Origin of the sequence: Massiliimalia massiliensis (assembly GCF_900155615.1) — a bacterium.
Taxonomy (GTDB): Bacteria; Bacillota; Clostridia; order Oscillospirales; family Ruminococcaceae; genus Massiliimalia; species Massiliimalia massiliensis.
This window is the reverse complement of the sequence record NZ_FUHT01000002.1, coordinates 20,867-41,644: the sequence shown is the minus strand read 5'-3', so window position 1 is coordinate 41,644 and position 20,778 is coordinate 20,867. Positions and strand designations below refer to the sequence as shown.

The window sequence follows — 20,778 nt, the reverse complement described above, 5'->3', positions numbered from 1 at the left end:
CGGTAAAAAATCAATGGAGTGATTTCTGCTTGTTGAAATATGTGAAGAAAATATTTTTATTTTATGAATTAAATGTTGAAAAAATACAATCAAAAAATCATAAAAAAACATTTTCAACTCGTGAAAAAAATTATATACTATATACAAAGAACAGAGAAAGAGGAACAGTGTATGGGCAGAATAACAGTCTCTCAAACGCAGGATTACTTCATAAAAGATCAAAAACCATTCTTCTATCTGGGTGATACCATTTGGATGGCATTTTCAAAACTGACAATAGAAAAATGGAAACAATATCTCTGTTACCGCAAGACACAGGGCTTTACAGTAATACAGGCCAGCCTGTTTCCGCTATGCCATGACAACAGCATCAGCGAAAAGGAATTGTTTCCGTTTGAGCGGATACCGGAAACGGGACAATGCCAATTTAACCGGATGGTACAGGAATATTTTGACCAAGTGGAGACTTTTTTGTCTGCCGCTTATGAAATGGGGATGACAGTCTGCCTGCATTTGCTGTGGGTAAACTATATTCCAAACACCTGGGCCTCGCAGTCCTCTCCCGGAACAGGAATTCCATATGAGCAGTTGGAGAGCATTTACCGCCCGCTGCTTCAGCGCTATCGGAAATATCAGCCGGTCTATGCGGTGTCAGGCGATATTCGGTTCGAATCTCCGGAAGTGGAACGCTATTGCCTGAAGATGCTGGATATGATTGCAGAAGAGGACGCGGAAGCGCTGACGACGCTGCATATTGCGCCGGATGAGGATCTGCCTGACTCGATTGTCCGTCACAGACAATTGGGGTTTTATACCTACCAGTCCGGGCACGGGTTTATGCAGCAGGATAATACATATCGATTCGCCAGACAGTTTCTGGCTAAGGACTATAAAAAGCCGATTGTTAATACGGAGCCCGGTTATGAGGGGCATCGCCATGGATATCGGAACGGAAGGTTCGACCGGTTTGACATCCGCAAAGAAACCTATCTGAGCCTGCTGGGAGGGGCCAAAGCAGGAATCACCTACGGCGCCCACGGGGTATGGATGTGCCACGAACGGGAAATGCAGTTCAACAATGAAAGGTTTTCGGGTTCCCCGTTCCCGTTCGAAACGGCATTGAGGTTTGATGGCGCCTGGGACGTATCCTTTGCAAAAAGGCTGTACCAGTTCTATGGCATGCAGGATATGGAACCGTTGGACAATGCCTTAACGGACGATCTGCCCGACGTGCTGGCGGCGGAGAACAAAAGCAGGGGATTAATTTTTATCTATACGCCATATAACACGCGTCTGTCTTTAAGCTTTTCTATCACAGACTATGATGTGGAAGCGGTCGTTTTAAAAACGCGTGATTTTATTACACCGGATTGTAATTGTGAGAACAATACAATAGCGCCGCATGAATTTAACAGTGATGCGCTTTATGTATTGCGGAAAAGGAGATTGATTTCAAATGGGTAAGGTAACAGGCTTGCACCATCTCTGTGTATTCACAACCGACTTGGACGAGAGCGTCCGGTTCTACTGTGATAACCTGGGATTTCAGGAAACCTACCGGACTGTAGAGGGCAAGGACGATGAGCCGAATGACTGGTCGCCGTTGGGATATTCCATGATTCGGAACGGAAGCTGTGCGATCGAGCTGCTCTGTCCCAATAATACAGACACAGTTCCTGTGAACCGGAGGGGCATCATCGACCATATTGGTTTGGCTGTGGAAGGGATTGAATCTCTTGTAGCTGAATTAGAGAGCAAGGGGATCAAGCTTCAGGGGCCGGTAGCGGAGAACACAACATTAATGGACGGCTTTAAGGCGGCAGTGCTGTTCGGCCCAAGCGGAGAGCAGATTTCACTTTACGAATTTAATTGAGGTGAGAGATTATGAAAATTGGAATTACCGGCGGAACCGGGAATATCAGTAAGTATATTACAAAATACCTGTTGGAGCGCGGCGAGGAAGTCATCCTGTTTAATAACATGCCGGTTGATGACCCGGCATACCAAAAGGCGAAGATTGTCGTGTGCGACCGTTATGACCGGGAAGATTTTATAGAGCATGCATCCGCGCAGGGAGAATTTGACTGCGTGATCGACATGATCTGCTTTGAGCCGGAGCAGGCGCAGATCGCAATCGACGCTTTTGCGGGACATACACAGCATTTTGTCTTTTGCAGCACCGTCGACGCCTATACCAAAGACCCGAAAAACTATCCGATCCAGCAGGATTTTGAGAAAAAACCAAGGCCGGAATTTCCGTATGCCTACAGCAAGGCGATCTGTGAAAATATGATGCAGAAGGCTGCTGCTGACGGCGCGTTTGAATTGACCATTCTTCGGCCTGTAGCGACCTACAGCGAGGGCGGAAATCCTCTGGTGCATGCGTTCCGCGGCGGAAGCTACCATCTTGACCGGATTCGGAAAGGCAAAAAGATTATTATGCACGGGGATGGGAGCTCTGTTTGGACAACCGTACATGCCTCCGACACTGCCCGCGCTTTCGCAAACGCCGCCTGCAATCCCAAAGCCTATGGAAAATGCTATGATTTGATGGGTGACGAGTGCTTCTCCTACCGTCAGTATTTTAATATTATGGCGGAAGCAATGGGCGCGCCGCCGATTGACTTTGTGTTTATCACCACCGATCTATTGTACCGTATGATACCGGATGTCGCCGACTGGTGCCGGGAGAACTTTATGTTCAATAATATCTTTGACAACACAGCGGCAAAGGAGGACTTGGACTTCCGGTATACCATATCCTGGTATGAGGGCGCGAAGCGGTGTGTGGAATACCTTGACGCGCATCAGGGGCTGGAAAACAGCGACGAGGAGCGGTTTGCTTTTTATGATGATATTATCAAACTGTATGAGGAGCATGCAGAGCAGATGATCAAGACCTGTCAAAATTGGGGTAAGAGGTGATACGGATATGAGAAAAACCCCGCTGCTGAAAAGGCGCGAGAATAACCTGGGCCTTTACCTGATGGCTCTGCCCGGTTTCCTGGTGCTGTTCATCTTCTGCTATTGCCCGATGTTTGGAATTATCTTGGCGTTTAAGGATTACAATTTTTCAGACGGTATTCTGGGCAGCCCCTGGGTAGGGTTTGACAACTTTGTATTTTTCTTCCAGTCAGGGGTGGCCTGGAGACTGATCCGAAATACAGTAGGGCTTAACCTGCTGTTTATGGTATTCGGCCAGCTCATGGGCGTAACAGCGGCTATTTTTCTGAATGAAATCTTTGAGAAGCGCGTGGCAAAGGCCTATCAGTCAATCCTGTTTTTTCCGCATTTTATCTCCTGGGTTATCGTAGGCTATTTCACTTTCGCCTTATTTAACGGGGATAAAGGCCTGCTGAACAATTTTCTCCATGTAATCGGAATGGAACCGGTCAACTGGTATGGGGAAGCTTCTGTCTGGCCCGCTATTATGACCATAATCAGTGTCTGGAAAGGATGCGGGTACTTCAGCATTATTTATCTGGCTGGTATTGTCGGCATTAATCCTGAGTATTATGAGGCGGCCCGGATTGACGGGGCGAAGAAGCGCCACGAGATCAGGTACGTTACCCTGCCGTTTTTAAAGCCGCTGATTATGGTCAATGTTTTTCTGGCGCTGGGCAGGGTGTTTTACGCCAACTTCGATTTCTTTGTTAATGTCACGCGGTCATCCGGCCAGATTATGGAAACCACCGACGTGGTCGATACCTTTGTGGTGCGTTCCCTGACGGTGATGGGAGATTTTAATATGTCTGCGGCAGTAGGACTGTTCCAGGGGGTCTGTGGATTAATCCTGATTCTGACCGCAAATATGCTGGTGAATAAGTTTGACAAAGAAAGCGCTGTATTTTAGAAGGAGAACCGCTGTGAAAAAGAAATTACATAAAAATACCTTTAAGACGGTGGTAACGCTGGCGTTTATCCCGATCTGCGCGCTCTGCCTGATTCCACTGTGGACTTTGATTGTGGCCTCCTTTTCAACGGACAGCGATATTACAAAATACGGATATCTGTTATGGCCGAAAACGTTTACCCTGGAGGGGTATAGCTATATTTTTGCAAAGCCGATGCAAATTCTGCGCGCTTATGGCGTCACCATTTTCGTCACAGTGGTAGGAACCGTTATCGGGGTAGTAGTAATGGGGATGTTTGCGTATACCACTGCGCGGAGAAGCTTTAGGCTCTCCAAATTTCTGGGATACTATGCCTTTCTAACCATGCTGTTTTCCGGCGGGGTGGTGCCGTATTATATCATGATGACCCAATACCTGCACCTGAAAAACAGTGTATGGGCATTGATTTTGCCCAACCTGGTCGGTCCGTTTTATATCATGATCCTGCGGACCTATTACCGCAGCCTGCCGGAAGGGCTATATGAAGCCGCCAAGCTGGACGGGGCGGGGGAAATGTATATTTTCTTCAAGATTGCGCTGCCGCTCTCTGTACCGGCAATCGCAACAGTGGCGCTGTTTTCCATGCTCGGCTTTTGGAACGATATGTACCAGGCGCTTTTATTTGTGGAGAATCAGGATTTGTATCCGCTCCAGTATTTGCTATACCGGATCACCTATGAGACCGGCATTATCCAGGAGGGGGCGCAGACAGTCGGGCGAACGGTGCCGTATCAATCTGTGCGGATGGCGATGGCAATGCTTGCCATGCTGCCGATTATGTTTTCATTTCTGTTTGTACAAAAATATTTTGTCAAGGGGATCACCCTTGGCGGCATGAAGGGGGACTAGGGAAAAGAATTGATATGAAAAAATTGAACAGCAGAAATAAAGAAAGAGAGGTTTACGTATGAAAAAAATTATTAGCATGATTTTGTGCGGATGCCTGGCGGCTTCCCTTCTCGCGTCCTGCGGGTCGGAAAACGGCGGGGAGAGCACAGGCGGAAACAGCGGCGGGGACGCCGTTAACCTGAAATACTATTTTATCGCAAAAACAACCAATACCGAGGATACAAAAGAAATTCAGGAAGCGTTAAATGAAGTGACAAAAGAAAAGATCAATGCGACAGTAGAGCTGCATCCGCTTTCCTTTAATGAGTATCCAACAAAAATGCCTTTGATGCTGACAACAGGGGACGATCTTGACATCATGACCTCCTCTAACTTTTTGAGCTATACTTCTGTGGTACAGACTAATGGGGTATTGGCCTTGGAGGATCTTCTCCCCGAAGCGGCGCCGGAGCTTTGGAATATGTATGATCAGGAGCGCTGGGATGCGGCAAAAGTAAAGGGCAGCATCTACATGGTTCCAAACTATGACCCGAGCGTGAGCTATCCGGGATTCTGGGCCATTGGCGAGCTGACGGAAAAATATGATTTCGACTGGGAAAACGCAGAAAGCTGGGAAGACTGGGAACCGTTTTTTGATACGATCCTGGAAAAGGAAGACGGCGTTACCCCGATCCTTTCCGACGCAGATTACTGGGGGCGTCTCTGGTTCCCGGGCTATTACGGATATGAGGGCGTCGGCAGCGTCAAGGCGCCGAAGGGACAGGATCTGGTCGTTGTAAAGGCGGATGATCCGAACAGAAAAGTGGTTGCGGCGCCGTTTACCGACGAGTATAAAGAAACCATCGAACTGACGAGAAAATGGTATGAAAAGGGCTATTTCCTGCAAACGCCGCCAACCGAGGCTGAGATGATGTCTCTGCGTTCAGAGCAGAAATTTGCAACCTTTGCGGTACCGTTCGTCGGCGAAGGCGATACTACTGCGATGGCAGCCAGCGAATGGGGCGGCGCTACCATCCTGCAGGCCAAGATCAAGGGAAAAGCGCCGATTATTACAACCGGCAGCGCAACCTCAAGCGGAAACTGTGTTGCTAAGGCTTCCAAAAATCCGGAAAAAGCGCTCCAGTTTATTCAGCTGCTTCATACCGACGAATATATCCATAATCTGTTAAACTTTGGTATTGAAGGCAAGCATTGGGTATGGAAGGACGAAGCCAAAAAGGTAATTCAGTATCCGGAGGGCATGGACGCTGAAACCTGCGGATGGGTGCCGAATACGACCTACCAGTTTGGCAACAAGGCGGCGCTCCAATATTTCCAGACCGAGGCGGAAGTCGACACCTCCTCACGCGTGGAAGAAGCGATGAAATCTGCGGTTTATTCAGAACTCATGGGCTTTGTTGCTGATCCAGAACCGGTGAAAAACCAGCTGGCGGCGATCTCTACCGTCTGCCAGGAATACGCAGAACCGTTGGAACGCGGTTTGGTAGACCCGAACGACCCGGATAAAGGGCTGGCCGCTTTCCAGCAAAAACTGAAAGAAGCTGGTATTGACGAGGTCGTTGCTGAGTTCCAGTCTCAGATTGACGCCTGGGCGTCAGAAAACGGCAAATAAATTCCTCCTTATGATTGAACAGACCAATATTTTATTGGTCTGTTCAGTTGTTTTCTTTTTTTAATTTGGAGCGTTCCGGTTCATGGAAAGGATACAGTATGAAATTGAAGATAAGGCCGTTTAAAAAGGTGCTGCTCTATTACATTATTATTCCGGTAACCGCTTTTTTTGCGGTTATCCTTTTCTCCTTTTCTCTCCTGCTAACCAAAGTGATACAGGATAACACCCTGCGGCAAACGCAGGAGCTGTCCGCCACCGTACAGAATGGCGTTGACGAAGCACTTTTATATATGGATGCGCTGTCAAAAGATATTGCAGGTTCTCCGAGCATACAGCAGGCTTTTTCTGAATTATCAGGTGCCAATGGGGAAGATATGACAGCGCAATTGGCTTCGTTGACCGATTCCATTCTGCCGATGCTCAGCAGGCAGGGAGCGGGTGTCCAAGTCCAGCTCTATCAGGTAGACAACGGGGTGTTCAGCGCGGGAGCCTACCATGGATATGAGGCTTACCAGACCAGCTTTAAGTATTGGTATGATGTCGTGATGGTAAAAAACGGGGAGATGCATATTTCAGTTCCCTATGAGGACAAAAGGCTAAGCGAGGCAATCTCTCTTCCGCCGGATACCCTGTATGTATCTTTGCTGCGGACTTTTTTCGATGAAAACGGAAAACCGCTGGGTATTGTGGAAATTCAGCAGCTCTATACGTCGATTTATCAGGATGTCATTGAGCTGGAAACAGGGGATGGGCATCGGCTGATGATCTTTGATAATTATGGCTATAAAATGTTTCCCAGAAATTATGAAAATGATAATTACTATTATCAATTTTCTTACAGGATCACACAGAACAAGCCGTATGAGATAACCAGTGAAGAAACCGGAAGGAGAGAGTTGATTCAGACGATCAAGTCTGACTTTTCCGAGCAGTCGTTTGTCTTTGTGCTGGACAAAAATACGATCCTGGAACCAGTGTACAAATATCAGATTCTTTTTGTTGCCTTAAGCATGCTGTTTATTGCCATTTTGGTCGGACTTTTATTTTACACTGCCCATATTGTTTCAGACCCAATCCGAAAAATCCAGCGGCAGATTGCGGAATTTGACCTTAAGGATCAAACGGACGAAACGGCGGTAACCTCTACTAAGGTAGAGGAGCTCAACAATCTTTCTGCCGCGTTTTCCGATATGAAGGAGAAATTAAACGATTCGATGTCCAGATTGCTGCTGGCTCAGTCCCAGGAGATGCAGTCAAGGATGCTGCTGCTGCAAAACCAGATTAATCCGCACTTCCTTTATAATTCGCTGGCAGTTATTGCAGTGATGGCGGAAGAGGGGATGCGGGAGGAGATTGTGGCAACCTGTGATGCCATGGCGGATATTCTCCGATATTTGTCCGCGGATGACAATGGAGAAATTACCCTGGAGCAGGAAATCGATATTGTGATCCAGTATCTGTCCTGCATGGAGCTGCGCTACCAGCAAAACCTGCAGTACAGCGTACAGATCGCCCCGGCGCTCTATCATGTACAAATACCAAAGCTTGTGCTACAATTACTGGTAGAAAATTCAATCAAGTACGCATCCTCCTCTCTGCCGCCCTGGGACATCCAAATTATCGGGAGCTGCCTGGAGAACGGCTGGGCCGTTTCAGTCATTGATAACGGCCCCGGCTTTGCCAAAGAGGTGTTGGATTCTATTATGAATCAGGTGAATTCGATCAAACAGACGCATCTTTTGCCGTCGTTAAAGCTGGACGGGATGGGCCTGCTCAATATTTTTATCCGTCTGTATCTAAAGTTTGGCGAGGACGCGGTGTTTTGCATTGAGAATAACCCGGACAAAGGCGCTTCCATCACTGTCGGGGTGCAGAGAAAGGAAAATGGATGATGGCACATTGTTTTCAGATTTTGGTGGTTGAGGATGAACAGCTAATCCTAAAGAACCTGGTAAAAAAGATTGACCGCCTTGGCCTTCCGGCAAGGGTGGTGGCACAGGCTGCCGATGGGGTCAGCGCGTTGGCGCTGCAGGAACAGTATCTTCCGGAGATTATTATTACAGATATCCGCCTACCGGGAATGGACGGCCTTGAGCTGATCTATCAGGTACAGCAGAAATATCCCGCCACAAAATTTATTGTCATCAGCGGTTACAGCGATTTTGAATATGCTAAACGCGCAATCCAGCTTCAGGTATCGGACTACCTTCTTAAGCCGGTCAAGGAAGAAGAATTGTGCAAGAGCCTGTCGAGGCTGATTCTCTCAGTACAGTCGGCCCATAACGATCTGGAATTGGAGCTGCAGACGGAGGGGCATCGAGCAAAGGTGGAGCTTATCAAGTCCTACATTCAGCAGAATTACGCGAAGGATATCAACGTCAATACGATTGCGCAGAGGTTTGGGTATACTCCCACGCATTTATCACGATTATTTATGAAAATAGAGCAGGTCAATATTTCCAAATATCTCAGCCAGATTCGTATTAATTATGCCAAACAGTTGCTTCATGATAAAACGATTCTAGTCAAGAGGATCGGAGAAAAGGTTGGGTATCCCGATCCTTACCATTTCAGTAAAATATTTAAATCGGCAACTGGGATGACGCCGGGAGAGTATCGGGATTCCATCTGCAAATAATGATGAAGCTGTATGTTGTCTGGCTGAGCTGCTCCGGTTCTTGCCAGGCCGCGCCCCTTCTGGTATAATAAAATCAATGAAAAGGAGGTAGAGAAAATGCTGAATGAAGAGCAAAAAAAGCAGGTGCAATATGGTTGCTTCCTGATTATCCCCTTGAAATATGATCCGGCTGCGTTTGACCTTGTAAAGCTGGAAAAAATAGGCGTTTACCAATCATTGACTACAATGGATCTCAATGAGAACATCAAGGCTATGCTCGAACGCGCCAATGAGGCGGCGGTAGGCTCCTGCTATAAGGTGGCATGCCCGCATCTTGCAGCAGGACTCTGCGGGACAGAAGTCTCCATGGAAGCACAGCGGTTCCTCGTCACGGAGGAGGGAAGAACCTATTCCTTTGAGCTGGCAGCCTCTTATTTGTATGTTTTCCACACACAGGTGGCGTTTCTCTGCCTCAGCCTTTCCTTTGCGGAGATGGAAGCGCTGAAAGCAATCTGCAATCCGGGATCGGCATACAGCAGCGCCGCTTTTCACTGGATAGGTCCGTCCGGGGAAAAGCATCCGTTTTCTGTGGAAAGCTGGCTGACAGATTTCTGCACGCCGCTTGGCCTGCGCAAATTCTTTGATGGGAATTCCTCTTTTTTATTGGATTCCTATGCGTATATCTTTGCAGTGGTGCCTGAACGGTTTGATACACTGGAGGAAATGCAGAAGATTACCTTTAATCTTCATAAAATGATGCCGATAGACGCTCCGATAGAGGATATGTCTGAGGAGGATATCCGCTACGTTTATGCAGTGAAACACCAAACGTTCAACACTTACCGATGGGGCTGCTGTGTCGCTTCGCAGACCATATCCTATGTAGTAGCGGATGAAGCAATGGATTTTGCAACGGAAAGAGATACCCAGGCAGACGATGGCCTGCCGGTCGTGCTCCTGTCTCTCTACGAAAAATACACCTGCCTGCGTTTTACCGAGTTGATCACCCATCTGGATAAAGGACAGATTAAGCACCTGAAGAACCTGATGCTGAAATTCCAGGCTTTTGGAACAGTGGCGCCGGCTAACCTGTCGCGCTGGCATAATGTCAAGCAAATCTATGCGCATTTGCTTGAGGTCAATGATATTCCCGCGGCAATCCAGGATATCAGCAGCAAGCTGAACATCCTGACAGAGCATCAGCAGGAGATTGAGCGGGCTCGCAGCGAGACGGTTATCAATATCATCACGATTTTTGGGATTGTTTCCATCCTGGCGTCGGTATTGTCTATCGTCCAAATTCTTTCGGGCGGTGATATCCTGATCTGGGCTTCGACGATCCTGACTACAATCATGCTGATCTTAGTCACTGCAGCGGCTGTTTGGAGCCGGCGCAAATAAAAAAATGATAGAATACCTAAAAAAGCACCCGAAACAGCTTTTTACATAGCTGTTTCGGGTGCTTTTTTGTGCAGGGCTGGAGAAGCGGCGTGAGGTGCTGCCGAAGAAAAACAGATGACAGCAGAATACTTTCGGCAAACGCCCCTGCTATTGATTGCCGTGGGAATATACTGTAGACAGTGCGGCGCCTCTTGCGGCCTCTTCCTGATATGGAGATATGGCCAGCTCGGCGCGGAATGTCTGCTCCACAATTTTTTGCAGCGCCCTGTTTTTTCTCAGTCCGTTTCCGGAGCCGGTCAAACGGATGGGGCAGAGCCTCGTGGAGATGTCCTGCCTGCAAAAGTCATAGAGCTCTCGAGCGATTCCCTCCAGCATTCCGTAAATCAAATGTACAGGGGTGAAGTTATGTGTATCAATTCCCTCTATGGAGCCGCGCACATCCGGATTTCCCCGGGTGCCGCTGAATTGGGAATGAACTGTGATCGGATCATCCGGCTGTGGAAATTCCGCCAGAATGCGGTCGATAGCAGGATAGCAGGACTGGCATGCCTGTCCGGTCATCAACTGTACTGTTGATCGGAAAAAGGTTTCCAACAGTGCGAAGGCCCTGCCGCCGCATAAGCTGGAGCCTACCAGCAAATAGGAACCGTCTAAAAAGGGTCGGGTTTCCAGACGGTCACTTTTGAGATACTGCGCCGTATAGAGGGAAACCTGGCTCCCGGTTCCTACATTTACCAGGATCGTATCCGCTAAGCTGTCGACAGATCCCAAAAAGCTGGCCTGGTTATCTCCAATTCCATTGTAAACAGGGATTTGGTTTTTATCTTTTCCAATACAACTGACTGCGGAAGTGGTTTTTGGCAGGAATTCAAAAGGAATACCAACGGCAGAAAGCGCCTTTTGGTCAAATCGGAGCTGCTCAGCATCAAAGAGGCCGAAACTGGCGGCAAATGAACTATGGATAGGAATAGAGCTTTGAAGCTGTGCCAGCTGGATTGCGATATAGTCACAGATACTGCAAAATGTAACGGCATTTTCCGGCACCAGCTTGTTTTCCAGATTGTAGAAGTGGGTAACGCAGCCAAATCCGGTAGCTAATGGGTGTCCTGTTGTCCGGCTGAGGTATTCTGCATAGCTTTCTTCCGGGCTGATTTTTTGATTTCCGCGCTGATCCTGCCAGGTATAGAGAGGGCTAACAGCTCTTCCTTTCGCGTCCAGGTAAAGGATGCCGTGCATCTGCCCGGTAAAACCAATGCGCTGAATCTGGGGGTATTGTTTTTCCAGCCTCGTGACAATCTGTTCTGTGTCCTTCAGAATTATCCTTGGGTCTTGAATCGATTCCCAGGAATACTGGCTTGTCATGAAAGAGCGGTTGTTATGGGTGACAGAATCTATCGTCCTGCCCTCGTCATCAAGAATCGTCACGCTGATGGAAGTTGTCCCAATATCAATCCCCATACTGTATGTCATCCTATCATCCTTTCATGGTACGGAAAAAGCTGTAAAAGCGCGGGCCGCGCTTTTTATTTTGCGGATGTTTTCATCATACCAGAATTGTGGTAATTCTGCAATAGCAAGAACGGTTAGAATCAATTTCCTTGGCAAATACAGCTGCTGACACTAAATTAATTAAACTTATTAAAATAATATTGACATAAAATAGGAAAAAGATTATAATTGGACATGGAAAAGCAAAATAAATTAATAATTTTTGCTAATTTTAGAAAAAGATTTAATTAAATATCAAGGAGGTTATCACATGAATGGAGATTTCAACTACAGAATGCCGGTTCAAATCATCTGTGCTGCAGGGGTTTCTAAGGCGATTTCGTCCCATATCAAAGGGAAACGCGTCTTTATTTTATCAGACCCGTTTTTGTTTGCCAATGGTGTGGCACAGACGATAGGGGATAATCTTGAGGGGAGACAGGTTCAGTATTTCAGCGAGATTGAACCGAATCCGACCTGTGAGAGTGTGGATTTGGCTGCTGAGCAGGCACGACGGATGGGAGCGGATTGCGTTATCGGGCTGGGAGGCGGAAGCTCCCTGGACGTAGCGAAAATTGTTTCCTGCCTGACTACCAACGGCGGCAGTATTTATGATTACTATAGCGGTGGCACGCAGACGATAGAGAATCGACAGACCCAGCTGGTTTGTATCCCTACGACAGCAGGAACTGGGAGCGAGGTAACAAACGTCGGCGTCTTTACCAACAAAAAGACCAAGGTGAAAATGCCGATGGTTAACCAAGCTTTCTGGCCGGATCTCGCTGTGATTGATCCGGAGCTTACATATACTGTTCCTCCGGCTGTGACTGCCTCTACCGGAATGGACGCTTTCTGCCATGCGATTGAGGCCTATTGGAATCGGGAATCGAATCCAATCAGCGACGCGCTGAGCCTGAGCGCCGTAAAAATGATCCTGCAAAATATCAAAAAGGCCTATGATGATCCGCACGATCTGGGGGCCAGGGAAGCGATGATTATTTCAAGCCTGATTGCGGGAATTTCATTCAGTCAAACCAGGACGACGGGAATCCACGCGCTTAGCTTTCCGCTGACTGCGGAGTTTGGTGCGAGCCACGGCACCGCATGCTCTATTACCCTGCCTGCCTTTATCCGGATCAGTCAGGAGCAAGCGGCGGAAAAGATGGCTGCGATGGCGGGCTATTTGGGATTTGGCACCGTAGAAGAGCTGGCACAGGCGGTAGAGGATCTCATGGTCAGCATGAATATGCCTGTGCGGCTGAACCAGCTTGGTATTCAGGAGAAGGATCTCCAGCATATCACCGAGGTGGGTCTGACGCCGGCCATTGTACATTTAACGCCGGCGGAAATGAATACACAAACAGTCTATACCCTGTTGAAATCTATTTTGTAATAAAGGAGCGGAGAATATGACGGAAAATCATGAGAGATTTTTAGAGGAGCAGGCCAAAAAGATCAGAAAGCTTACGATTCAGATGATCGGAGAAATTGGCGTGGGACACATTGGCGGAGCGCTGTCCCTGTGCGAGGTGCTGTCAGTGCTGTATTTCGATCAAATGAACGTAGACCCGGGCAACGCTAAAATGGAAAACCGGGATCGCTTTGTCCTGTCAAAAGGCCACGGCGGACCGGCTTTATACGCGGCGCTTGCCTTAAAGGGCTTCCTGCCGATGGATGAGCTGATGACCTTAAACAAACCGAATACCCATCTGCCAAGCCATTGTGATATGCGGCTGACCAATGGGATTGATATGTCTACCGGTTCGTTGGGACAGGGCTTTTCGGCGGCGACAGGTATGGCGATTGCCGGAAAAATGGATCACAAGGACTTTTATATTTATTCCATTATCGGGGATGGTGAAAGCCAGGAAGGGCAGATTTGGGAAGCGGCTATGCTGGCGGGAAGCCGGGAGCTGGACAATTTTATTGCCTTTACTGACTACAACAAAATGCAGTTGGACGGATATATCGAGAATATTAACGGCCTATATCCTTTGGATAAAAAATGGGAAGCCTTTGGCTGGCATGTCCAAACCGTCGATGGACATGACGTAAGAGCAATATCCAATGCTGTTGATAACGCCAAAAAGCTCAAGGGGAAACCATCTATGATTTTACTGGATACAGTGAAAGGGAAAGGCGGGTATTTCTGCGAAAATATGGTTGCCTCCCACAATATGACGATTGACAGGGAGACCTGCAAAAAAGCCGTCGAGATGGTAGAAAAGGGGGAAATATAGCATGAGGCTGGAAAAAGAAGATCGTTGGCTGAGGGAAACCTATGTGGATTTGCTGATTGAATATGAAAAAAAGGATGATAGGATCGTCATCCTGGAAGCCGATTTAAGCAAGGCCGCCGGCACTACTCGTTTTACCGAGGCGTTCCCGGAAAAAACAATTAATGTTGGGATTGCGGAAGCCAATATGGTTGGAGTTGCTTCTGGACTTGCGGCGATGGGAAAAATCCCGTTTACCCATACTTTTACAGCCTTTGCTTCCAGGAGATGCTGCGACCAGGTGACGCTTTCGGTTGCCTATGCAGGACTGAATGTTAAAATGATGGGCAGCGATCCCGGCGTTACCGCTGAATTAAACGGCGGCACACATATGAGCATGGAGGATGTGTCTATTATGCGAAACATCCCGGGAATGATTATTTATGAACCGGTCGATTCCATGCAGCTAAAGCAGATTTTCCCACAGATCCTGGCGGTCAAATCACCGGTCTATATCCGGCTGCTGAGAAGAAATGCGGTCAAGGTATTTGACGAGTCATACAAATTTGTGTTGGGAGAAGGAACTGTTATTTCAGAAGGAACGGATATTTCTATCTTTGCAACCGGAATTATGGTTGCGGAAGCGGTTGAAGCCTGTGAGGAACTGAAAAAGGAAGGCGTTTCCGCTGAGGTCATCAATATTCATACCATTAAACCGCTGGACGCCAAGCTGGTGATTGAATCTGCCAAAAAGACTGGGGCGGTCGTGGTAGCGGAAAATCATTCTGTCATTGGCGGATTATACAGCGCTGTGGCAGAGACTTTGAGTGCGGCCTGCCCTGTTCCGGCGATTCCGGTAGGGGTGAAAGACCATTTCGGTGAAGTAGGAAGCACGGACTTCCTGATGGAGAAATACGGCCTGAAATCGAAAGACATTATTGCGGCGGCAAAACAGGCGATCGAGCTGAAAAAATAATACAAATACAGAAAAGAGGAAAACAGGATGAAATACTTTTTAGACAGCGCCAAATTGGATGAAATCAAATATGCGTATGAGATGTATGGGATCGATGGGGTAACCACCAATCCGAAACACATCAGAAACAGTCAGAAGCCGTTTATGGCCGTAGTGAAAGAGGTTGCCGAATGGATTAAAAGCGAAGGGCTGGAAGGCGTGGATAAATTTCCGGTATCCTTTGAGATCAATCCGCACTTGGAAAAATGGGAAGAGATTGTAGAAGCGGCGAAAGAAGTGGCTTCCTATTCCCCGAACTATGTGATCAAAATCCCCTGCTGCGAACAGGGGCTGATTGCCGCGCGCAAGCTGGAAAAGATGGGTGTGCGCACCAATGTAACGCTGGTGTTCTCGCCGTCACAGGCGATCCCGGCTGGAAAGCTGGGAGCAAAGTTTGTTTCTCCGTTTGTGGGCTGGAAGGAAAACAGCGGTGATTCCGGTGAATACATTGCGGACATCATTGATATTTACCGCAATTACAATTTTGAAACAGAAATTATTGTAGCGGCTGTTCGAAACGGAAAGCAGATTGCGGACTATGCGGCAATGGGCGCCGATATTGTAACATGCGGCTTACAGGTGTATCAGGACAGCTTCGAGCATCCGTTTTCTTCCTATGGCTTAAACGTTTTCCGCGAAGCCTGGGATGCAACGGCAACAGAATAAGGACTATTTGGAAGGAGCAGATAAACATGAGCGAATATTTAGGAAAATTACATGAATGCGCAGTGAAATTCCCGATGACCGACATCTGGATGGATTCCTGCGGAGAAGAGGAACTGAATTACGGTTTGGAACGGGGAATCGTCGGCGCAACCAGCAACCCGATTATTGTGGGAGCGGTTGTAAAGAACGAAATGAATATCTGGGAAGGCCGGATTAAGGAATTGGTCCGGGAGATGAAAGGCGCTACGGAAGACGATATTGTATGGAAGCTGATAGATGAGGTAGGCGCGCTGAGATCAAAGAAGCTGCTGCCCGTTTTTGAAAAATTCCATGGAAAAAAGGGTCGGTTGTCTATTCAGACCAATATTAAGTATTATCAGAGCAAGGAACAGATCATCGAGCAGGCGATGCATTTGAACAGCCTCGGAGAGAATATGATGATTAAAATTCCCGCTTCCGCCGCCGGGATTGAAGCGATTGAAGAGGCAACTTATCGCGGCGCCAGCATCAATGCGACGGTATCGTTTACTGTGGCACAGGCAGTTGCGGTTGCAGAAGCGGTAGAACGGGGTCTGGAGAGAAGAAGGGCGGAAGGGCTGCCGGTTGATACCATGGGGCCTGTCTGCACCCTGATGATCGGCCGGACCGACGACTGGATGAAGGAGTATGTCAATCAGACGGGAATGATTGTTGACCCGGAATGCCTGGAATGGGCCGGAGTAGCTGTAATAAAGGAAGCATACCGCATTTATAAGGAACGGGGATATACCACGCGCCTCCTTTCCGCTGCGAACCGGAATCATTATCACTGGTCACAGCTCATCGGCGGAGATTTGGCACAGACAATCAACTACGGATGGCATAAACGATTAAATGCCTGCGATATTGAGGTGGTAAGCCGCATTGACGATCCTGTTCCTGAAAAGTATATGCAGGAACTGAACAAAATTCCTGAATTTACAAAATCCTTTGAAGAAAAAGCTATGTCTCCGGAGGAATTTCAATATTATGGCGGATTCAAAAATACATTAGCGACCTTTAGCGCTGGGTATGACGATATCTGCAAGCTAATAAGAGGGTATATGATCGGATGAAGGCCAAACAGATTTTTCCGTTAATTGCGTTAGCGGTCATTTGGGGCGGCTATTATGTCGCCAGCCAACAGGCGATCAAGGGAATGTCAGTTTTTACAGTAGGAATTGTCATCAGGCTTCTGACAATGGTTCTTTTGACTGTAATCATGCTGGCAAAGGGTGAACTGAAACAGCTTTTCTGCACAAAGGGCGTTTTAAAACGCCTGCTGCTCATAGGCTTGCTTGGCTTTTTGCTGGATTTGACCGCGTTTATTGGCCTGAGTCTGTCTCCGGCCGGAAGCGGAACTGCGTTGCTGAAATGCGATATTATTTTTGTGAATCTGATATCGATCATCATTTATAAAACAAAATTCAGCAAGCTGGACTGGCTTTTTACGCTGGTTATGCTGTTTGGCGTATTTATGGTGATGGGAGTCAGCTTCTCGGACTTTTCATTTGGCAATAAAGGGGCTATTTTCTTTATTCTCAGCGCACTGTTTGTATCCATCAATGCGTTTGTAATCAAAAGCGTCCAGATGGATCCGCACAATCCGTCTCCTGATAACGTGATCGCCTACTACAATAATTTCATTACAATGGTGCTGTTCTTTGTTACGGCGCTCAGCTTAGGAGTTCTGGGACAACTGGAGCTGCTAACAACGGATCGCGGGCTGTTATTGGCGGCAATACTGGCAGGTATTGGGCAAACTGGAATTTACCTGGTTTACTACTATGACCTTCGCAGGTTTCCGGTTTGGCTGGTAAAGGTGTTTCTGCTTTTCATGCCGCTGGTTGCCGCGTTGATTTCCTTTGCTCTTTTTCATGAAAGGATGACCGCCGGCCAGGTGCTTGGAATGTTTGTCGTCTTAGGCGGGGCTCTGGGAATCCTGCTTCAGCAGCAGAAGAAAAGCAAACAAAACCCGGAGCTGTTAAAGGAAAGATAATAAAAACAAAAAACGAACAAGGAGTATACGTGCTCCTTGTTCGTATCATCTTTATAGGATCATAGCTGGCTTCTTTGGGGCTGTTTTTAGAGGATACCGCCGTTTTCAAAGAAATAAGCGGTCATCACGGTAGCCGGGCCCAATGCCTGCTGCCGTGGAGTAAAATCGCTGAAAGATACCTTGTCAGCGATAGAGTGGGCAGACAAATTTTTAACGACAATTTTCCGGAAGCTGGTATTTTCAAACAGGGTTCCATACAGGACGAGCTGTTTGGGACGCAGCAGCTGAATTGTGTTACAAATAGCCAAAGAAAAGTAATACATCGCCCGGTCGATTACAACCTGGGCTACCCGTTCATTATGGTTATAAGCCTGCAGGATGATTTCCATATTGATGTTCTCTTTTTTTCCTTGTGTGAGGCTGTATAGGATAGGCGTGTTCGTTTTTGAATACAGAGCGGATACTTCCTGCTCAATGTTGCGGTAACCTGATATGGTCTCAAGACACCCCTGCTTTCCGCAGATGCAGGGCTTGCCGTGAGGATCCATGATGAGGTGTCCCAGCTCAGTCGCATGATAATCAAACACGCTGATATTCTTTTTAGAGTTTACCTTAGCCGCTCCGATTCCGGGCCCGTATTTGATAAATAACATATCATTCGGGGTTTTGGTCTTAGAGAGAAAGGCTTCCCCATGCGCTAAGGCGCAGATGTTATTTGTCAGTATAACCGGCAGGCTTAGCTGCTGCTGCAGGATGTTCACAACATCCACATTTTTTTCCCAGGTTCCGTAGGAATCTGTGCTGATCCCGGCAGCTGTATCCACAATCCCATGCACACAAACCCCGACGCCCAGGATAGTCTGCTTTCTGGACAAATCGTACAGCGCAATTTTGTCAAGAATCGTTTTGGCAATGCGGCTTAGTATGATGGTTGACTGCTGATAGCAATCGTCTGTAAATTGCTGGTCTTGGAAAATTACCCTGTTCGTAAGGTCTATCGCGATAATGGAAAAATGATGCAATGAAATATAAACGCCGATGGAGACATAGGCGCTGCGGTTAATATTCAGCAGCACCTGCTTGCGGCCTTTTCTTTTTACAGATTCCTTCGGGACAGTTTCGAAAATCAGGTTTTCCTGTACCAGATCATTGGTAATCAAAGTGATTGCCGCCGGAGTTAACCCCAATTCGTCAGCAATTTCCTTTCTGGAAATGCCGTTGCTTTGGTGAATCAAATTGATAATTGAGCTGCGATTATTCTTTTTAACGTCTAACATATTAATGCCGTTTGTATTCGGCTCCATTAAAAAACCCCGCTTCTGTTCTCACAAGTTTACATAATTTACTATATATTTTATCATAATTATGATAAAAACACAATCTAAAAAGCTATTAAAATTAAATCTATTAATATTTAATTTTAAAATATAAAAAATATGTCTAAAAAAGTATTTACAAAACAGGATATTAGTTGTATAATAAACAAAAAAGAAAATAATCTATGAAATTAAATTAATAATTTTAATTTGTAGATTTGAAAGATGCTCCTTTTGAATGGGATGCTGTTCCCGCACAGGGGGAAATCTTTCTAAGTAGGAAAAGGATGGTTGTTATGAGTGATTTTCAGGTGGCTTACATACCGATAGGAGTGCCGACGTTTCATTTAGAAAGCGCGCAGAAGGAATTTGAAAAATCAATTCAAATGCTGCGCGGTTTATCGGAGGATGTAGTGTGTCCTAAGGAGATGCTGCTTTCTATTAATGCGCTGCAGGAGTTTTTGTCGGAGATTTCTCCGGACTTGATTGTTTTGCAAAATATTACCTTTGCGAACGCGGCTTATCCAAGCGAGGTGCTGAGACGGTTTGACTGTCCGGTTTTGCTGTGGACTTTGCGCGAGCCGGTGATTGATGGGGGCAGGCTGCGCCTGAATTCTCTGACGGGCGCATATTCAGCCGGAAATGCAATCCGCGCGTTTCGGGACGGAGTCTTCGAATATGTCTTTGGCGGCCCGTCGGAGGCGCAGGTAATTGAAACGGTTGCGGGATGCATGAAGGCTGCCCGGGTGAAAAAGCAGATGCGCGGACTCAAGATAGCCTCAATCGGGCATACTCCGCAGGGCTTTGGATTTGGCAGGGCTTTGGATTTGGAGCTGATGACGAAATTTGGGGTAGAGCTGGAATCGATTGAAGCGAGGGAGCTGATTGAAAAAGCGAAGTCCTATACGGCAGAGGAGTGCCGGAGCTATCTCGATGAAGCGGAAGAAAAAATGGTTGGCTTGTCCTCGGTGAACGCTGACAATGTAGAGGGCTTCTCCAGATTGTATAAGGCTTATAAGGATTATGTGCTGGAGAATCAAATTGGGGCGATTTCCTCCAGATGCTGGCCGGACTTTTTCACCTCGTTCGGCACACCGGTTTGCGCTGTGCTGGCCTTGCTGAATGATATGAAGATTGCGGCGAGCTGCGAAGCGGATACCTATGGCGCGCTGAGCATGTATATTGGGATGCAGCTGACTGATGAATGCGTCTTTTTCGGTGATCCGGTGTCGATGGATGAAGAGGAGAATACGGTTACATACTGGCATTGCGGAACGGCCGCCTGTTCGCTGGCAAGGCGGGATACAGGCGCATGCGTAGGGCTGCACTGCAACCGGAAGATAGGGCCTACGATGGAGTTTGGCTGCAGGGCTGCGGAACGGGTAACAGTATTCCGGGTTGGAAAAGACGGTGACGGCGTGTTTCGGTTCTTTGTTGCTTCCGGGCAGGCCCTGGATAAGGAAAAGCAATTTAACGGGACTTCGGTTGTTGTCCGAACAGACAATCCGGCGAAAGACCTGGTGTACCAGTCGGTTAAGGATGGCTGGGAGCCTCACTTTGTTGTGGTTTACGGTGATGTTGCTGCAGAGCTGGCAATGCTGGGACATATGCTGGGTATCGAAGTGGTCAATTATTAGCTGAAGCGCACTGATGCGTATTCGGCGCTGGACAGCGCTCTCATATAAACT

At 47.4% G+C, this 20,778-nt stretch carries 18 protein-coding genes; 16 read left to right on the top strand and 2 right to left on the bottom strand.

The genetic code is table 11. The annotated features are described in order from the left end of the window. Nucleotides 1–171: 171 nt before the first annotated feature. The 9 genes from CZ360_RS00195 to CZ360_RS00155 all read left to right on the top strand — a co-directional run bounded on the left by CZ360_RS00195 (nucleotide 172) and on the right by CZ360_RS00155 (nucleotide 10,372). Nucleotides 172–1,464 (top strand): glycoside hydrolase family 140 protein, encoded by a 1,293-nt coding sequence (locus CZ360_RS00195; RefSeq protein WP_159438049.1) that lies wholly within the window; start codon nucleotides 172–174, stop codon nucleotides 1,462–1,464. Then, entirely contained in the window at nucleotides 1,457–1,873 is a 417-nt protein-coding gene (locus CZ360_RS00190) for a VOC family protein (RefSeq protein ID WP_077532204.1), read from the top strand. The genes CZ360_RS00195 and CZ360_RS00190 overlap by 8 nt, the downstream gene beginning before the upstream one ends. Nucleotides 1,874–1,884: 11 nt before the next feature. After that, nucleotides 1,885–2,925 (top strand): NAD-dependent epimerase/dehydratase family protein, encoded by a 1,041-nt coding sequence (locus CZ360_RS00185; protein ID WP_077532203.1) that lies wholly within the window; start codon nucleotides 1,885–1,887, stop codon nucleotides 2,923–2,925. Between the two features lie 7 nt (nucleotides 2,926–2,932). Beyond that, nucleotides 2,933–3,853 (top strand): ABC transporter permease, encoded by a 921-nt coding sequence (locus CZ360_RS00180; RefSeq protein WP_077532202.1) that lies wholly within the window; start codon nucleotides 2,933–2,935, stop codon nucleotides 3,851–3,853. A 13-nt stretch (nucleotides 3,854–3,866) separates the two neighbouring features. Further along, on the top strand, nucleotides 3,867–4,742 hold the full coding sequence (locus CZ360_RS00175) for a carbohydrate ABC transporter permease (RefSeq protein ID WP_077532201.1): 876 nt from the start codon (nucleotides 3,867–3,869) through the stop codon (nucleotides 4,740–4,742). A gap of 58 nt (nucleotides 4,743–4,800) precedes the next feature. Further along, the gene (locus tag CZ360_RS00170) at nucleotides 4,801–6,354 is read left to right on the top strand and encodes an ABC transporter substrate-binding protein (protein ID WP_077532200.1); all 1,554 of its coding nucleotides are present in this window, start codon (nucleotides 4,801–4,803) and stop codon (nucleotides 6,352–6,354) included. Nucleotides 6,355–6,452: 98 nt separating this feature from the next. Beyond that, on the top strand, nucleotides 6,453–8,246 hold the full coding sequence (locus CZ360_RS00165; protein ID WP_077532199.1) for a sensor histidine kinase: 1,794 nt from the start codon (nucleotides 6,453–6,455) through the stop codon (nucleotides 8,244–8,246). Then, nucleotides 8,243–8,992: a response regulator transcription factor gene (locus tag CZ360_RS00160; RefSeq protein WP_077532198.1), complete on the top strand. Its 750-nt coding sequence runs from the start codon at nucleotides 8,243–8,245 to the stop codon at nucleotides 8,990–8,992. The genes CZ360_RS00165 and CZ360_RS00160 overlap by 4 nt, the downstream gene beginning before the upstream one ends. Before the next feature lie 96 nt (nucleotides 8,993–9,088). Then, a complete protein-coding gene (locus CZ360_RS00155; RefSeq protein ID WP_077532197.1) occupies nucleotides 9,089–10,372 on the top strand; it encodes a hypothetical protein in 1,284 nt (427 codons plus the stop codon). Nucleotides 10,373–10,519: 147 nt separating this feature from the next. On the opposite strand, the gene CZ360_RS00150 is transcribed toward CZ360_RS00155, so the two are convergent. Next, entirely contained in the window at nucleotides 10,520–11,842 is a 1,323-nt protein-coding gene (locus CZ360_RS00150; RefSeq protein WP_077532196.1) for a sedoheptulokinase, read from the bottom strand. A 289-nt stretch (nucleotides 11,843–12,131) separates the two neighbouring features. Here CZ360_RS00150 and CZ360_RS00145 point away from each other — a divergent pair, with 289 nt between their 5' ends. The 6 genes from CZ360_RS00145 to CZ360_RS00120 are packed head-to-tail and all read left to right on the top strand — an operon-like array spanning nucleotide 12,132 to nucleotide 17,774. Further along, nucleotides 12,132–13,253, top strand: a complete 1,122-nt coding sequence (locus tag CZ360_RS00145; protein WP_077532195.1) for an iron-containing alcohol dehydrogenase family protein — start codon at nucleotides 12,132–12,134, stop codon at nucleotides 13,251–13,253. Nucleotides 13,254–13,269: 16 nt separating this feature from the next. Then, nucleotides 13,270–14,100, top strand: coding sequence for a transketolase (locus tag CZ360_RS00140; protein WP_077532194.1), 831 nt, complete (start codon nucleotides 13,270–13,272; stop codon nucleotides 14,098–14,100). A 1-nt stretch (nucleotide 14,101) separates the two neighbouring features. Continuing rightward, a complete protein-coding gene (locus CZ360_RS00135; RefSeq protein WP_077532193.1) occupies nucleotides 14,102–15,052 on the top strand; it encodes a transketolase family protein in 951 nt (316 codons plus the stop codon). 27 nt (nucleotides 15,053–15,079) lie between these two features. Continuing rightward, entirely contained in the window at nucleotides 15,080–15,757 is a 678-nt protein-coding gene (locus CZ360_RS00130; RefSeq protein WP_077532192.1) for a transaldolase family protein, read from the top strand. A gap of 26 nt (nucleotides 15,758–15,783) precedes the next feature. Further along, the gene (locus tag CZ360_RS00125; RefSeq protein ID WP_077532191.1) at nucleotides 15,784–16,851 is read left to right on the top strand and encodes a transaldolase family protein; all 1,068 of its coding nucleotides are present in this window, start codon (nucleotides 15,784–15,786) and stop codon (nucleotides 16,849–16,851) included. Continuing rightward, complete coding sequence (locus CZ360_RS00120) at nucleotides 16,848–17,774, top strand: DMT family transporter (RefSeq protein WP_077532190.1); 927 nt, start codon at nucleotides 16,848–16,850, stop codon at nucleotides 17,772–17,774. The genes CZ360_RS00125 and CZ360_RS00120 overlap by 4 nt, the downstream gene beginning before the upstream one ends. Before the next feature lie 86 nt (nucleotides 17,775–17,860). On the opposite strand, the gene CZ360_RS00115 is transcribed toward CZ360_RS00120, so the two are convergent. Then, nucleotides 17,861–19,078, bottom strand: a complete 1,218-nt coding sequence (locus CZ360_RS00115; protein WP_077532189.1) for an ROK family transcriptional regulator — start codon at nucleotides 19,076–19,078, stop codon at nucleotides 17,861–17,863. A gap of 308 nt (nucleotides 19,079–19,386) precedes the next feature. Here CZ360_RS00115 and CZ360_RS00110 point away from each other — a divergent pair, with 308 nt between their 5' ends. After that, the gene (locus CZ360_RS00110) at nucleotides 19,387–20,727 is read left to right on the top strand and encodes a fucose isomerase (protein ID WP_077532188.1); all 1,341 of its coding nucleotides are present in this window, start codon (nucleotides 19,387–19,389) and stop codon (nucleotides 20,725–20,727) included. Nucleotides 20,728–20,778: the final 51 nt, after the last annotated feature.

Coding starts and splice junctions, on each gene's coding strand:
- CZ360_RS00195 (WP_159438049.1), top strand. CDS start 172: ATGGGCAGAATAACAGTCTCTCAAACGCAGGATTACTTCATAAAAGAT.
- CZ360_RS00190 (WP_077532204.1), top strand. CDS start 1,457: ATGGGTAAGGTAACAGGCTTGCACCATCTCTGTGTATTCACAACCGAC.
- CZ360_RS00185 (WP_077532203.1), top strand. CDS start 1,885: ATGAAAATTGGAATTACCGGCGGAACCGGGAATATCAGTAAGTATATT.
- CZ360_RS00180 (WP_077532202.1), top strand. CDS start 2,933: ATGAGAAAAACCCCGCTGCTGAAAAGGCGCGAGAATAACCTGGGCCTT.
- CZ360_RS00170 (WP_077532200.1), top strand. CDS start 4,801: ATGAAAAAAATTATTAGCATGATTTTGTGCGGATGCCTGGCGGCTTCC.
- CZ360_RS00165 (WP_077532199.1), top strand. CDS start 6,453: ATGAAATTGAAGATAAGGCCGTTTAAAAAGGTGCTGCTCTATTACATT.
- CZ360_RS00160 (WP_077532198.1), top strand. CDS start 8,243: ATGATGGCACATTGTTTTCAGATTTTGGTGGTTGAGGATGAACAGCTA.
- CZ360_RS00155 (WP_077532197.1), top strand. CDS start 9,089: ATGCTGAATGAAGAGCAAAAAAAGCAGGTGCAATATGGTTGCTTCCTG.
- CZ360_RS00150 (WP_077532196.1), bottom strand. CDS start 11,842: ATGACATACAGTATGGGGATTGATATTGGGACAACTTCCATCAGCGTG.
- CZ360_RS00145 (WP_077532195.1), top strand. CDS start 12,132: ATGAATGGAGATTTCAACTACAGAATGCCGGTTCAAATCATCTGTGCT.
- CZ360_RS00140 (WP_077532194.1), top strand. CDS start 13,270: ATGACGGAAAATCATGAGAGATTTTTAGAGGAGCAGGCCAAAAAGATC.
- CZ360_RS00135 (WP_077532193.1), top strand. CDS start 14,102: ATGAGGCTGGAAAAAGAAGATCGTTGGCTGAGGGAAACCTATGTGGAT.
- CZ360_RS00130 (WP_077532192.1), top strand. CDS start 15,080: ATGAAATACTTTTTAGACAGCGCCAAATTGGATGAAATCAAATATGCG.
- CZ360_RS00125 (WP_077532191.1), top strand. CDS start 15,784: ATGAGCGAATATTTAGGAAAATTACATGAATGCGCAGTGAAATTCCCG.
- CZ360_RS00120 (WP_077532190.1), top strand. CDS start 16,848: ATGAAGGCCAAACAGATTTTTCCGTTAATTGCGTTAGCGGTCATTTGG.
- CZ360_RS00115 (WP_077532189.1), bottom strand. CDS start 19,078: ATGGAGCCGAATACAAACGGCATTAATATGTTAGACGTTAAAAAGAAT.
- CZ360_RS00110 (WP_077532188.1), top strand. CDS start 19,387: ATGAGTGATTTTCAGGTGGCTTACATACCGATAGGAGTGCCGACGTTT.